This is a genomic window from Kitasatospora sp. NPDC002227, from assembly GCF_040296285.1.
Lineage (GTDB): Bacteria > Actinomycetota > Actinomycetes > Streptomycetales > Streptomycetaceae > Kitasatospora.
In genome coordinates this window covers 43,888-58,018 of record NZ_JBEOWY010000016.1, presented here as the reverse complement: position 1 = coordinate 58,018, position 14,131 = coordinate 43,888, and the positions used below count along the sequence as shown (strand labels likewise).

The following is a 14,131-nucleotide window of genomic DNA, read 5'->3' as shown; positions in this document are numbered from 1 at the left end:
GTCGAACATTTAATCGAGCTACACCCAAAGCCTTGATCGAGTCAGCCGACTCCGAAATAATTCACTCGAACGTGTGTTTGGCGCAACCTTTCGATAGAGGCGCCAGTTGTGCTCGACAAGAGGGAGAACGCCTGTCCAAGAGGGGCATCCAGTGAACACCGTAGAAGCCAAGAGCAACTCCATCCCGGTGCAGGAGCGTTCGGCGCGCACCATGGACCAGCAGAGCGTGGACCACAGCATGAGCCGCAGCGAAGACCACCGCGTGCCCGGCGGGGCCCTGAACTCCTCGGGCCGCCTCCCGGACCAGCCGATCGAGCACGCCGCCGCCCTGGACGGAGCCCTCGCCCAGAGCGCCCCCACCCGTGCCCTCCCCGGCCGCCCGCCCGGCATCCGTACCGACGAGGCGGGGCTGACGGAGCGCCAGCGCCGCGTCATCGAGGTCATCAGGGACTCTGTCCAGCGCCGGGGTTACCCGCCGAGCATGCGGGAGATCGGCCAGGCCGTCGGCCTCTCCAGCACCTCCTCGGTGGCGCACCAGCTGATGGCCCTGGAGCGCAAGGGCTTCCTCCGGCGTGACCCGCACCGCCCCCGTGCCTACGAGGTGCGCGGTGTCGAGGTCTCCCGCCCCAACACCGCCGAGGCGGCCGGGCGCCCCTCCACCTCCTACGTGCCGCTGGTGGGCCGGATCGCGGCCGGCGGCCCGATCCTGGCCGAGCAGACGGTCGAGGACGTGTTCCCCCTCCCCCGTCAGCTGGTCGGCGACGGCGAGCTGTTCGCCCTCACCGTACGGGGTGACTCGATGGTGGACGCCGCGATCTGCGACGGCGACTACGTCGCGGTCCGCCGCCAGCCGGTCGCCGAGAACGGCGACATCGTCGCGGCGATGATCGACGGCGAGGCCACCGTCAAGCGGCTCAAGCGCGAGGACGGCCGGATCTGGCTGATGCCGCACAACCCGGCGTACGACCCGATCCCGGGCGACAACGCCACGATCCTCGGCAAGGTCGTAGCTGTCATGCGCCGACTCTGAGTTGCACTACCTAGGGGCGCGAGGAACTGCGCGAGTGCGGAAGGCGACAGGCCGCTGTCTCCCGCACTCGCGCAGTTCCTCGCGCCCCTGGTCTTGCCTAGCGTGAGTGAACCGGCTTCACCGGAGGTGCCGAAGCGTCGATCGCGGCGAGTGACTTGCGGATCTGGTTGCGGTCGGTGGTGTACCAGAAGGCCGGCATCGAGGAGCGGAAGAAGCCGCCGTACCGGGCCGTGGCCAGCCGGGGGTCGAGGACGGCGACGACGCCGCGGTCGTCTGCCGCGCGGACGAGCCGGCCCGCGCCCTGGGCCATCAGCAGGGCGGCGTGGGTGGCCGCCACCGCCATGAAGCCGTTGCCGCCGGCCTCCTCGACCGCCTTCTGGCGGGCGCTCATCAGCGGGTCGTCGGGCCGGGGGAAGGGGATCCTGTCCATCACGACCAGCTGGCAGGCGGAGCCGGGCACGTCCACGCCCTGCCAGAGCGAGAGCGTCCCGAAGAGGCAGGTCTCGGCGTCCGAGCCGAACTCGCGGATCAGCTCGCCCAGGGTGTCCTCCCCCTGGAGCAGGATCCGGTTGTCCAGCCGCTCCCGGAGCGCCTCTGCGGCGGCCTTCGCGGCCCGCATCGAGGAGAACAGCCCGAGCGTGCGGCCGCCGGCCGCACCGATCAGGTCGGCCAGTTCGTCCAGCATCTCCGGCCGGTCGGGCTCGCGCCCGGGCGGCGGCAGGTGCTTGGCGACATAGAGGATGCCCTGCTTGTTGTAGGAGAAGGGCGAACCGACGTCGATCCCGCGCCAATACGGCGGGGCGTCGTCGCCCTCCGCGCGCGCCGGCTCGGCCGCGCCGCGCGCGTCGGGCAGCCGCCCCTCCACCGGCAGGCCGACCGAGGCGGCGACGCCGTTGAAGTCCCCGCCCAGCTTGAGCGTGGCGGAGGTGAGCACCACCGCGCGCTCCCGGTAGAGCGTCTCCCGCAGCAGGCCGGAGACGTTCAGCGGGGCGACCCGCAGCGAGGCGGTGCCCGGGCCGAAGCGGTCGCTGCGCTCGATCCAGACCACGTCGTAGGCGGATTCGGCGAGCAGCCGCTCGGTGGTCTCGTGCAGCGTCTCGGCGGAGGCCATCGCCTGCTTGCGCACGGCGTCCTCGTCGGAGAGGCCCTTGTCGCGGGTCTCGCCGAGCGAGGTGATCACCTGGCGGGCGGCGTCCCGGATCGCCGAGACGGCGTAGACCAGGTACTCCGGCAGTTCCTCGACCCGGCCGGGCTGGGCCGTCTCCATCAGGCCGTGGTAGCTCTCGGCCGCGGCCTGGAGCGCGTCCACCGCCTTCTCGTTGGCCAACCGGGCGGCCCGCTTCACCGCCCGGTTGACCGCGCCCACCGTCAGCTCGGCGGTGGCCGCACCCGTCACCCGGTTCACCAGTTCGTGGGCCTCGTCCACGATCAGCATGGCGTGCTCGGGCAGCACGGGGGCGCCCTCGATCGCGTCGATCGCCAGCATCGCGTGGTTGGTGACCACCACGTCGGCGGTCTTGGCCCGCTCGCGGGCCAGCTCGGCGAAGCACTCCTCGCCGTACGGGCAGCGGGTGGCGCCCAGGCACTCCTTGGAAGTGACCGAGAGCTGGGCCCAGGCCCGGTCGGAGACGCCGGGGGTCAGGTCGTCGCGGTCCCCGGTCTCGGTCTCCTCGGCCCAGTCGCGCAGGCGCAGCACGTCCTGGCCGAGCTTGCCGGTGGGGCCGGCGATCTCCTCGAGCGGGATGAGCCCCTCGCCCTCGTCGCTCGGCGCGCCCTCCCTCGCCCGGTGCAGGCAGAGGTAGTTGGAGCGGCCCTTGAGCATGGCGAAGCTCGGGCGGCGGCGCAGCACCGGGTGCAGCGCGTCCACCGTGCGGGGCAGGTCCCGCTCCACCAGCTGGCGCTGGAGCGCCAGGGTCGCCGTGGCGACCACCACCCGGTCGCCGTGGGCGAGCGCGGGCACCAGGTAGGCCAGGGACTTACCGGTGCCGGTGCCGGCCTGGACGAGCAGGTGCTCGTCGTGGTCGACGGCGTCGGCCACGGCCTCGGCCATCGCGACCTGGCCCGGCCGCTCGGTGCCGCCGACGGCCGCGACGGCGGCGTGCAGCAGCTCGGGGAGCCGGGCGCGGGGGACGCTCACCGGGGCCTCGGCGGTGCCGGGCAGGGGCTGGGGTGCGGAGTCGTTCGTCATGGCCCTCCCACCCTACGGCGCGGGGGTGACAACCCGTGCGCGTCGGGGTGGCAGAGCGACCGGGCCGCCGGGGCACAGGGCGTTGTCCACCGCTCCGTGCACGGCGGCGTGCGGGCGCTCGGGGCGGTCCCGGTAGCCGTCGAGCAGCAGGCGGTTGCGGTTGAGGCAGAGCCGGTCGATGGTGGGCGTGAAGAGGTCGAACAGCCGGTAGCGCTCGCCGAGTTCGGGGAAGCGCCGCTGGTGGGCGAGGATCCGCTCCGCCACCAGGGTCCAGAACTCGTGCTCGGGCAGTCCCAGTTGTTCCTCGACCAGCGGGGCCAGGTAGCGCAGTACCCCGATGAACAGCCCGGAGTGCAGGAACTGGCAGAGCCCGGCCGGGGTCTCCCGCAGCAGCACCCCGCTCACCTCCTCGGGCAGCGCGGCGAGTTCGGGCAGCGGCTGGTCGCTGATGTTGACATCGTCCACGAAGTCCTTGACCGCCAGGCGTACCGGGGTGCACCGCTCGTCGAAGACCACGATCGCGTTCTCGCCGTGCGGGGAGAACGCGGTGCCGTAGCGGTAGAGGAAGTGCAGCAGCGGCGGGAGCAGCACGGCGAACAGCCGCCGCAGCCAGTCCCGGGCGGGCAGGCCGGAGCGGGCGACCAGTTCGGTGACCAGGGCCCGGCCGTCGGAGCCCACCTGCAGCAGGGCGGCCAGGGTGCGGCCCCGCTCGCCCGGGTCGAGGTACCGGCCGAGCGGCTCGCGCCAGATCACGCCGAGCAACTCCTTGTACTGGTACGGCACCTCGGGCAGGCCGCGGTAGTGCGGGTGGTCGACGGTGACGGAGGCCAGCTCGCCGAGCAGGATCACCCGGCACTCGTCGCGCAGGAACGGGTCGGCGTCGCGCACCCCGTGGATCCAGGCGGTGACGGCGGGCGCGGCCAGCGTGCGCTCGGTCGGCAGGCCGCGCCAGACCAGGGTGTTGAGGATGGACAGCGGCAGCTTGACCGTGCAGCGCTCGGGGTGGCTGAGGTTGAAGAAGCTGCGGATGGACTGCTGGGGCAGCCGCAGGTCGCCGTCGCCCGGCAGCGGCACGATCTCGCCGGAGGCGATCCAGGGGGCGAAGAGGGGCACCACCACTTCGTCCCACTGCCAGGGGTGCACGGGCAGCACCAGGTAGTCCTCGGACGGCGCGCCGCTCACCCCCGAGGCCTCCTCGGCGTACAGCTCCCGGTCGCCGCGGAACTCGGCGAGGCGGCGGTGGACCGCGATCCAGGGCAGCTGCCGCGGGGTGCGGGCCTCCGGGGTCCAGCCCGCCGAGTCCGTGGCGGAGAAGCCGAGCCGGCCCTTGTTGGGGACGATCCAGGGGTGGCCGCTCTGGCGGCCCTCCAGTTCGGTGTGGCCGAGGTCGGCCAGTTCGGCGGCGGTGAGCTCCTCGGCCAGCAGCCGGGTGTCGGCGACCAGGGTGGCGGTGAGCTCGCGGATCAGGTGGCCCAGGGTGTCGCCGGAGAGCCCGAGCACGCCGCGGGCGTGCCGGAGGAAGAGCAGCGGGTCACCGTCCAGCGAGCCCTGGTCCACCCGCCAGCTCCCGTACGCGCCCCGGCGGGCCCGGAAGCGGTAGTCGGCCTCGGGCAGCTCCACCAGGTACCCGTCGCCGTCGGCGACCGGGGTGATCAGCTCCTCGTAGGCGAACTCGGCGATCATCTTGGCCAGCAGGGCCCGGCTCGCCCGGCGCCAGTGCGCGGCGGTGAGCCCGGCGGGCAGGACGAGGTCAGCGGGTGGCTGCTGCGGCACGGTGCCCCTCCTGGGGTCGCGGGAGGGTGACGGCGGCCGGGCCGGGGGCGCCGAAGCTGGTCCAGGCCGCGCGGGCGGGCAGTTGGTGGACGGCGCGGCCGGTCACGGCGTTGAGGACGGTGGCGGCGCGGTGGGCGCCGAGGCCGAGGTCGGGGGTGCCGACCCCGTGGGTGTGCAGCTCGGCGTTCTGCACGTACAGGCCGCCGGAGAAGCGGGCGGCCACCCGGTGGTCCAGGTCCACCCGGAAGCGGCCCTGCTCGTCCCAGTCGATCAGCTCGGCGATCGGGTCCAGGGTGGCGGGGCGGACGGCCCGGTAGCCGGTGGCGAGCACCACGGCGTCGGTGCGCACCACGTGCCGGGCGCCGGAGTCGGTGTGGCGGCAGCTCAGTTCGAAGCCGCCGCAGGGCCCGGCCAGCGCCTCGACCACGGCGGTGCCGGGGATGATCTCGACCGGGTCGGCGCCGAGCGGGCGGCCGATGGTGCGCTCGTAGAGGTGGTCGTGGATCTCGGCCAGCGTCTCGGCGCTGGCGGCCTTGTGCAGCTGCCACTGGGCTTCGACCAGGCGGTCGCGGACGGCGCCGGGCAGGCCGTGGAAGTACCGGGTGTAGTCGGGGGTGAAGTGCTCCAGGCCGAGCTTGGAGTACTCCATGGGGGCGAGCGCGCGGGTACGGGTGAGCCAGCGCAGCCGGGTGCCGTCGGCGCCCCGGGTGCGCAGCAGGTCGAGGAAGACCTCGGCGCCGGACTGGCCGGAGCCGACCACGGTGATGTCCCGGGCGCCCGCCAGCGAGGCGCGGCGCGGCAGGTACTCGGCGCTGTGCCAGACCGCCGGGTGGCCGCGCAGCGCCGCGAAGGCCTCGGGCAGCACCGGCTCGGTGCCCACCCCGAGCACCACGTTGCGCGCCCGCACCTCACCGAGCCCGGTCACCTCCGCCCGGAAGGTCTCCCGGGAGGCGTCCCAGTGCAGCGCCGTCACGGCCGCGCCGAAGCGGCAGCTGACCAAGCGCTCGGCGGCCCAGCGGCAGTAGTGGTCGTACTCGCGGCGGGGCAGTTGGAAGCGCTCGGCGAAGTAGAACGGGAAGAGCCGCTCCTGGTCGCGCAGGTAGTTGAGGAAGGACCAGGGGTTGGTCGGGTCGACCAGCGAGACCAGGTCGGCGAGGAAGGGCACCTGCATCCGGGCCCCGTCCACCAGCATCCCGGGGTGCCAGCGGAACTCCTCCTTCGCCTCGCAGAAGAGCGCGTCGAGGCCGTCCACCTGGTCGGCCAGCGCGGCCAGCGACAGGTTGAACGGGCCGATGCCGATGCCGAGGAGGTCGTGCGGTTCGGGCTGCTCGTCGTCAAAGCTGTCCGGGGGCGTCATGGTGTCCTAAGGGGTCGGGGTCAGTCGGCGAGCGGTCGGCGGCGCATCATCAGGGCGGCGCGCTTGGCTGGCAGGTCGAGTTCGGCCGCGAAGCGGAACCCGGCGCTCCGGAAGGCCCGGACGGACGGGGTGTTCCGCAGGTCGGGCTCGGCGACCACCCGCCCGCACTCCGGCCGCACCCGCAGGATCTCCTCGGCGAGCGCGGCCAGCAGGGTGGTGCCCAGGCCCCGGCCGCGGGCCTCGGCCGGGCCGAGCAGCAGGTGCACGCCGATGTCGTGCGGCTCGGCCGGGTAGTGCTCGGCCAGCGGGTCGAGGTCGGCCCGGTAGACCTCCCAGTAGCTCATCGGGGTGCCGTCGAGCAGCCCGAGGTAGGGCTCGCTGCGGCCGTCGCCCTCCAGTTGGGCCCGCAGGTGGGCCTCGGTGGTGGCGGGCGGCCCGGCCAGCTCCCAGAAGGCGTCCACCTCCGGGTCGTTCATCCAGCTGGTGAGCAGCGGCAGGTCACCGGGCAGCCGGACGGGCCGCAGCTCGAACACCCCGGCGGGCGTCGGCATCGTCCCCAGCTCGGGCAGCTCGGTCACGGCCCGGCCACCGGGTTGGGGATGTCCACGTACACCGACTGGCCGTCCACCGGTCCGACCAGCTCGTCCAGCCCGCCCAGGCGGGTGAGCAGGTTGGCCTTGCACTGCAGGGTGGGCGAGTCGAGCAGGTGGGCGGGCAGGCTCGATCCGGTGGCCGTCGCGGCCGGGCCGGCCAGGAAGCCGCGCAGCGCGGCGAGCAGCACGCCCTCCTCGGCCAGGCCCTGCGAGCCGAAGGCGCCGACCAGCCCGAGCACGTGGTTGATGCCCAGGTAGTAGGCGAAGCGCTCGTCGATCACCCGGTCCGCGACGTACGTGTCGCTGGCCAGCCCGATCCCGGGCAGCGCGGCCTCCAGCCGGTCGGCCCAGGAGGTGCGGAAGTAGTAGCCCTGGTTGTCCCGGTAGCGCCCGCCGACCGGCCAGCCGGCCTGGTCGAGCAGCACCAGGCTGTTCTGCTGGTGCGCCTCCAGGGCGATGCCCGCCCGGCCGTCCAGCCAGAGCACCGGCAGCACCACGGCGTCCAGGTACCGCAGGAACCATTCGGTGGCCACCGTGCGCAGCGGCCGCCCGCAGCGCGCGGCCAGTCCGTGCAGCACGTCGCCGAGCTGCGAGCCGAGCCGCTGGTAGGGCCGCTCGGCGACCAGCCCGGCCACGCACAGCGCGCGCTGTTCGAGCAGGAAGGGCTGCTGGCGCAGCACGGTGTCCAGGCCGTTCGGATCACCCAGGCCGTCGACGCCGATCCAGGCCGGGTCGCGGACGATGTCGAAGCCGGGGTGGGCGGCGCGCCAGCGGGCGCCGAGGCCGCCCTCGAGCAGGCGGTGCACCTCGACTCCGCGCAGCGCCTCCTTGCGCAGGTTCTCCCGGCGGGAGTTGGTGATCCGCAGGCCCAGCGAGAGCTTGAGCATCCAGGGGGTGCCGGGCCGGGTGACGGTACGCACCGAGGAGGTGGGGTGCCAGGGGGCGCCGTGCGGGCCGAGGTCGCGCAGCCGGCCGTCGGCGAGCAGCTCGGCCACGTCGGGGCGCAGCGCCAGCTCGCGGGCCTGCCAGGGGTGCAGCGGCAGGGCGGCCATGCCGGAGGGCAGCAGGCCGGGGGCTGCGAGCAGCTGCCGGGTGAGCTCCTCGGCGGCGGTGCCGGTGGCCGAGTCGGCGGCGAGCACCGAGCGGTCCACGGCGTACCAGTGGAGCTGGAAGGAGCCGCGCAGCTCGGGTGAGAAGGCGGCGCTCTGGGCGGGGCCGAGGCCGTCGCGGCTCTTCGGCGTGGGGTGCAGCGGGTGGCCGAGCAGCAGCGCCTGCTCGGCGCGCAGGAAGGGCCAGCCCTCCGGGTCCGGGGTGGCGCGGCGGTGGGCGAGCACGTCGGCGGTGCGGGCCACCGAGTCGGCGACCCGGGCCGCGAGGTCGGCCACCTGGCCCGGGTCCGGCCGCTCGGCGGCCGCGCTGGCGACCAGGGCGGCGATGGTCACCGCGTCCACGGGGGTGTCCGCCCGCCCGGGGGCGCCGGCCAGGGTGACGGCGCCGAACCGGTGCCAGCCGCAGGCGGACCAGTGCCGCACCGGGGCGGCGAGCTGCGCCGCACCGCCGAGCACCGGGATGCGCAGCTGCCCGTCGGGGCCCGGCCGCGCCCCGGTCTCCCGGGCCCAGCAGCGCAGCAGGCTCTCCACTCCGGCCTGTTCGGCGGCCAGCGCGGGGTCGGGGTGGAGCAGCGGGTCGGCGGTCTCGGTGCGGTTCGTGAGGGCGGGCGGGGCTCCGGTGAGGGCGGTGCTCAAGGCTCCTCCAACGGCCAGACAGGCCATGGTGTGGGGGTGCGTCGGGGGCCGGGGGCTCGCGGGCTCCGATGCGCGACACCTAAGGGTTAGCTACGCCTGATGGCTGATCACAAGATCAGCTCACTCGTTGTGGTGAATCCCCTTGCATCACCCACCCGTTGGGGTGACCTACCGGCCCGACGCCGGACCGGGCGCCGTCCGGCGGAACCACGGGGCCGTGGCGGACGTCCCACACCCCCGGGTGGGAGACTCCTCCCGGGGAAGTCGTCACACGTCTTGGGGGCCGCAGTCTTGCCAGCGATACGTCACACCGCCGGGGTCGCGCTCAGCGCCGCGCTGCTGCTCGCCGTGTCGGCCTGCACCTCCGTCCACCCGGACGACCCCGGCGCCTCGGCCTCCGCTTCGGCCTCCGCCTCCGCCTCGCGGGCGCACCTGCTCGACGGACTGCCGAAGAGCTGGGACGAGCTGAAGAAGTGGAAGCTCACCGACTGGGACAAGTGGGCCAAGCAGCACGTGCTGCAGAACCCCGTGGTCAAGGACCGCTGGAACCCGGACCGGATGAAGGAGGCCACTCCCCAGGAGCCCGCCCCGCCGACCGGCACCCCGACACCCACCGCCGGAGCCGGCGGCACCGTCACGACCGATCCCGCGCCGGTCAAGGCCGTCCCGGTCACCCGCCCGTACACCGCCTACCCGGCCTCGGGAAAGATCTTCACCTCCGCACCGGACGGCAAGACCGGCCAGTGCTCGGCCACCGTGATCGCCGACCCCGCGCACCCGGGGAAGAGCAACCTGGTCTGGACGGCCGGCCACTGCGTGCACCAGGGCAAGGGCGGCAGCTGGTACAAGAACATCATCTTCGTACCCGCCTACAACAGCTCGGGCGCCGCCAGCGCGGGCAAGCACGCGACCCTCGAGCAGGTCGCCCCGCTCGGCGAGTGGTGGGCGGACAAGGCGATCACCTCACCGCAGTGGACGGCCGAGGGCGACCACGGCAGCGGCGCGGCCAACCAGTACGACTTCGCCGTGCTGCGGGTGCACAACCCGGACTCCCCCGGCAAGTCGCTGGAGGAGACGGTCGGCACCTCCGTCCCGGTCTGGTTCGACGCCCCGCGCGACCAGCTCACCGTCTCGGCCTGGGGCTACCCCGCGGTGGCCCCCTTCGACGGCCAGGAGCTGGACCGCTGCGACGGCGGCCGGCCCGTGCCGCTCTCCTTCGACGCGAGCCGCCCGGCCATGATGACCATCGGCTGCACCATGACGGCGGGCGCCAGCGGCGGCGGCTGGTTCGCCAGGATGCGCGACGGCCGCCAGGCCCTGGTCAGCAACACCTCGATCGGCACCCTCGACCACACCACGCTCAGCGGCCCGTACCTGGAGACGGTGGCCAAGCAGGCGCTGGACTACCTCAGCAAGCAGTGACCCAGCAGGAAGGGGCGCTCGCACGAATGCGAGCGCCCCTTCCTGTCGAACCGTGCCTTACTGGGCGACCACGCTGAACATCTCCAGCTCGGCCGCCAGCTCGGCCGCCACCTTGGCCCGCAGCAGCGTGCCCTCGGCGGTGTGCTCGGTCGAGATCAGCTCGCCCTCGGCGTGCACCCGGGAGACCAGCGCCCCCTGGGTGTACGGCACCAGCACCTCGACCTCGATCGCGGGGCGCGGCAGCTCCTCGTCGATCAGGGCCAGCAGCTCCGCCATGCCCTGCCCGGTACGGGCCGAGACCACGATGGCGTGCGGCTCACGGCGCAGCAGGCGCTGCAGCACGTGCGGGTCGGCGGCGTCCGCCTTGTTGATCACCACGATCTCCGGCACGTTCTGTGCCTCGACCGAGACGATCACCTCGCGGACGGCGGCCAGCTGCGTCTCCGGCTCGGGGTGCGAACCGTCCACCACGTGCAGGATGAGGTCCGCCTCGGCGACCTCCTCCATGGTCGAGCGGAACGCCTCGACCAGGTGGTGCGGCAGGTGCCGGACGAATCCGACGGTGTCGGCCAGTGTGTACACCCGGCCGCTCGGGGTCTGCGCCCGGCGGACGGTCGGGTCCAGGGTGGCGAACAGCGCGTTCTCCACCAGGACACCGGCGCCGGTCAGGCGGTTGAGGATGGAGGACTTGCCGGCGTTGGTGTAGCCGGCGATCGCGACCGAGGGGACCTGGTGGCGACGGCGCTCCTGGCGCTTGGTGTCGCGGCCCTTCTTCATGTCCGCGATCTCCCGGCGCAGCTTCGCCATCTTCTCGCGGATCCGGCGCCGGTCGGTCTCGATCTTGGTCTCACCGGGACCACGGGTGGCCATACCGCCACCGGAGGAGCCGGAGCCACCACCACCCATCTGCCGGGACAGCGACTGACCCCAACCGCGCAGACGCGGCAGCATGTACTGCATCTGGGCGAGCGAGACCTGCGCCTTGCCCTCGCGGGACTTGGCGTGCTGGGCGAAGATGTCCAGGATCAGGGCGGTGCGGTCGACCACCTTGACCTTGACGACGTCCTCCAGGTGGATCAGCTGGCCCGGGGTGAGCTCACCGTCGCAGACCACGGTGTCGGCGCCGGAGGCGGCGACGATGTCCCGCAGCTCCTTGGCCTTGCCGGAGCCGATGTAGGTGGCGGCGTCGGGCTTGTCGCGGCGCTGGATCACACCGTCCAGCACCTCGGAACCGGCCGTCTCGGCCAGGGCGGCCAGCTCGGCGAGCGAGTTCTCGGCCTCCTCGACCGTGCCGTCCGTCCACACGCCGACGAGCACCACGCGCTCCAGACGGAGCTGGCGGTACTCGACCTCGGTGACGTCCTGGAGTTCGGTGGAGAGACCGGCGACACGGCGGAGTGCGGCACGCTCACTGCGGTCGTACTGATCGCCGTCGTACTGGTCGAGGTCCTCGTCGATCGCCGCGAGGTCCTCGTCCATCAGGGCTTCCGCCCGGAGGTCCGCGAGTCGACGGTTGGACTCGGCGGAGTGGTTGCGGCTGTCGAACGTGGAGGTCAATTGCGTCCTTACGGTGTCTGGGGAGGCTGGTGCGCCATGTGGGTGAACACCTCGGACCTGCCGGGCATTCCCCCCGATGTTCGCACGCCCGGGGTGACCGGGTCATCCCCATTTACCCCGGCGGCGCCGGGCCGGAACACGTCGTACACCCCGGAGACCCGCAGCATCGCCCGCATCACCGCCGCCAGCGCGCGTGGATGCGGCAGCTCGACGGTGTAGCTGTGCCGGACCCGCAACTCCTGCGGGGGCTCCACGGCCGCCGAGACGATCCCGATGCCCTCGCCCGAGATCGCCGCCGTCAGGTCCGCCAGCAGCCGGGGGCGGTTCAACGCCTCGGCGTGCAGCGTCGCCCGGTACCCCGGATTGGCCCCGGCCACCCAGCTGACCGCCTCGGGCTCCCGGCCGGCCGCCCGTAGCTGCGCCCCGCCCGAACAGCTCGCACGGTGCACGGCCACCGCGCCGCCGCGGACGGCGTACCCGGTGATCTCGTCCGGCGGCACCGGCGTGCAGCAGCCGGAGAGCCGCACCGGCGCGCCCGGGCGGCCGCCGACCTCGATCGGCCGCTCGCCGCGCCCGGGCCGCTCCGGCTCGGCGGCCGGCGGCCCCGACCGGCCCGACCGCCGCGGCTGCACCGGGCGGACGGGGGTGGGGTGCTCGGCCAGCCAGCGCTCGATCGCCAGCCGCGCGCCGGGGGTTCGGGCGTGTTCCAGCCACTCCGGGCTCGGGCCGCCCGGCGCCCGGTACGGCTCGGCCGGGCCGCCGCCGGGCTCGACCAGCACGGCGATCACGTCCCCGTCGCCGAGCACGGTGGAGAGCGCGGCCAGCCGCCCGTTCACCCTGGCCCCCAGACAGCGGTGCCCGGTCTCCTCCCCCAGCAGGTACGCGGCGTCCACGCAGGTGGACCCGGCCGGCAGCTGCAGCGTCTCACCGTCCTCGGTGACGGCGGTGATCTCGCGATCGTCGGAGAGGTCGGCGGTCAGCGCCGACCAGAAGGTGTCCGGATCAGGGGTCTCCTGCTGCCACTCGAGCAGGCGGCTCAGCCAGCCGGGGCGGGCCGGGTCCGTCCGGTCGCACTCCGGCTGCTCGGGCTGCTGCGGGTCGGCCGGCTGGTGCGGATCGCCCAGGGCGACCACCCCGTACTCGGCGACCCGGTGCATCGCCCGGGTGCGGACCAGCACCTCGACCACCTCACCGCCCGGCAGGGCGACGGCAGTGTGCAGCGACTGGTACAGGTTGAACTTCGGCGCGGCCACGAAGTCCTTGAACTCCGCCGGCAGCGGCACCCAGCAGGTGTGCAGCTCGCCGAGCACGGCGTAGCAGTCGGCGCTCTCCTCCACCACCACGAGCAGCCGCCCGAAGTCGGCCGGCCGGGGCCCGGTGGCGGCCGAGCGCTTGAGCAGCACGCGGTGCAGCGACACGCAGTGGCGGGGCCGCGCCGTGACCGTCGCCGACACGCCGGCCTCGGCCAGCTGCCGGGTGAGGGCGGCCGCGAAGGGCTGCAGCAGCCCGTCCGGCTCGGCCTCGTGGGCGGCGATCAGGGCCCTGGTCCGCGCGTACTCCTCCGGGTGGAGGGTGGCGAAGACGATGTCCTCCAGCTCGGCCTTGAGCACCTGGATGCCGAGGCGGTCGGCGAGCGGGATCAGCACCTCGCGGGTCACCTTGGCGATCCGCAGGCGGCTGGCGGGCTTCATGTGACGGATCGTCCGCATGTTGTGCAGCCGGTCCGCGAGCTTGATCACCATCACCCGGACGTCGTCCCCGGTGGCGACCAGCATCTTCCGGAAGGTCTCCGCCTCGGCGGCGGCCCCGAAGTCCACCTTCTCCAACTTGGTCACGCCGTCCACCAGATACGCGACCTCGGGGCCGTACTCGGCGGCCACCTGAGCCAGCGTCATCTCGGTGTCCTCGACCGTGTCGTGGAGCAGCGAGGCCACCAAGGTGGTGGTCCCGGCCCCGAGTTGGGCCAGGATCATGGTGACGGCGAGCGGGTGGGTGATGTACGGCTCGCCGCTCTTGCGGGTCTGGCCGCGGTGGCTGGTCTCGGCCGTCCGGTAAGCCCGGCCGAGCAGGGGAAGATCGGCCTGGGGGTGGTGGCGCCGGTGCGCTTCCACGATCGGCTCGATCGCGTCCGGCACCGGAGGCCTGCCGGTCGCGAGCACCGCCGCACGGCCGGCCCGCCCAAGGACGGCCCGGCTCAGCCTCAGCTCGGGGCGGATGGTCATCTGCACCTCCGGCAACCAGCACCGAGGCGACGCCCGACCCGGTGGTCCATGCTACCGAGCACAGCACGTTCCGCGACGGCCCGCTCCCCATCCGTCACCACCATCACCCGAACGGGCGGATTGACGCGCCCGGTAACTGGGAAACGGCGAGAACCACCTCAGGGGCGCGAGGAACTGCGCGAAGCGGGAGGCCTCGGGCCGGTCGTCTTCCGCTCTCGCGCAGTTCCCCGCGCCCCCAAGCAGA

9 protein-coding genes are annotated in these 14,131 nt (G+C 73.6%); 2 read left to right on the top strand and 7 right to left on the bottom strand.

What is annotated here, in order from left to right; translation table 11 throughout:
* Positions 1–211 precede the first annotated feature (211 nt).
* Entirely contained in the window at positions 212–1,030 is an 819-nt protein-coding gene (gene lexA / locus ABT095_RS17115) for a transcriptional repressor LexA (RefSeq protein ID WP_350530312.1), read from the top strand.
* 97 nt (positions 1,031–1,127) lie between these two features.
* Here lexA and ABT095_RS17110 read toward each other — a convergent pair whose 3' ends face one another.
* The 5 genes from ABT095_RS17110 to ABT095_RS17090 are packed head-to-tail and all read right to left on the bottom strand — an operon-like array spanning position 1,128 to position 8,713.
* Positions 1,128–3,218: an ATP-dependent DNA helicase gene (locus tag ABT095_RS17110; protein WP_350530223.1), complete on the bottom strand. Its 2,091-nt coding sequence runs from the start codon at positions 3,216–3,218 to the stop codon at positions 1,128–1,130.
* Positions 3,219–3,230: 12 nt separating this feature from the next.
* The gene (locus tag ABT095_RS17105) at positions 3,231–4,991 is read right to left on the bottom strand and encodes an IucA/IucC family protein (protein WP_502884902.1); all 1,761 of its coding nucleotides are present in this window, start codon (positions 4,989–4,991) and stop codon (positions 3,231–3,233) included.
* The gene (locus ABT095_RS17100; RefSeq protein ID WP_350530222.1) at positions 4,969–6,348 is read right to left on the bottom strand and encodes a lysine N(6)-hydroxylase/L-ornithine N(5)-oxygenase family protein; all 1,380 of its coding nucleotides are present in this window, start codon (positions 6,346–6,348) and stop codon (positions 4,969–4,971) included. Before ABT095_RS17100 ends, ABT095_RS17105 begins: the two co-directional genes overlap by 23 nt.
* 20 nt (positions 6,349–6,368) lie before the next feature.
* A complete protein-coding gene (locus ABT095_RS17095) occupies positions 6,369–6,926 on the bottom strand; it encodes a GNAT family N-acetyltransferase (RefSeq protein WP_502884901.1) in 558 nt (185 codons plus the stop codon).
* Positions 6,923–8,713: an IucA/IucC family protein gene (locus ABT095_RS17090; protein WP_350530220.1), complete on the bottom strand. Its 1,791-nt coding sequence runs from the start codon at positions 8,711–8,713 to the stop codon at positions 6,923–6,925. Before ABT095_RS17090 ends, ABT095_RS17095 begins: the two co-directional genes overlap by 4 nt.
* A 264-nt stretch (positions 8,714–8,977) precedes the next feature.
* On the opposite strand from ABT095_RS17090, the gene ABT095_RS17085 reads away from it, so the two are divergent.
* The gene (locus ABT095_RS17085) at positions 8,978–10,108 is read left to right on the top strand and encodes a trypsin-like serine peptidase (RefSeq protein WP_350530219.1); all 1,131 of its coding nucleotides are present in this window, start codon (positions 8,978–8,980) and stop codon (positions 10,106–10,108) included.
* A 57-nt stretch (positions 10,109–10,165) separates the two neighbouring features.
* Here ABT095_RS17085 and hflX read toward each other — a convergent pair whose 3' ends face one another.
* Positions 10,166–11,665, bottom strand: coding sequence for a GTPase HflX (gene hflX / locus ABT095_RS17080; protein WP_502884900.1), 1,500 nt, complete (start codon positions 11,663–11,665; stop codon positions 10,166–10,168).
* Between the two features lie 8 nt (positions 11,666–11,673).
* The gene (locus ABT095_RS17075; protein WP_350530218.1) at positions 11,674–13,887 is read right to left on the bottom strand and encodes a RelA/SpoT family protein; all 2,214 of its coding nucleotides are present in this window, start codon (positions 13,885–13,887) and stop codon (positions 11,674–11,676) included.
* Positions 13,888–14,131 lie beyond the last annotated feature (244 nt).

What these genes read in the sequence shown, in the direction of transcription:
- lexA (WP_350530312.1), top strand. Translation starts at nt 212, where the DNA reads ATGGACCAGCAGAGCGTGGACCACAGCATGAGCCGCAGCGAAGACCAC.
- ABT095_RS17090 (WP_350530220.1), bottom strand. Translation starts at nt 8,713, where the DNA reads ATGGCCTGTCTGGCCGTTGGAGGAGCCTTGAGCACCGCCCTCACCGGA.
- ABT095_RS17110 (WP_350530223.1), bottom strand. Translation starts at nt 3,218, where the DNA reads ATGACGAACGACTCCGCACCCCAGCCCCTGCCCGGCACCGCCGAGGCC.
- ABT095_RS17100 (WP_350530222.1), bottom strand. Translation starts at nt 6,348, where the DNA reads ATGACGCCCCCGGACAGCTTTGACGACGAGCAGCCCGAACCGCACGAC.
- ABT095_RS17075 (WP_350530218.1), bottom strand. Translation starts at nt 13,887, where the DNA reads ATGACCATCCGCCCCGAGCTGAGGCTGAGCCGGGCCGTCCTTGGGCGG.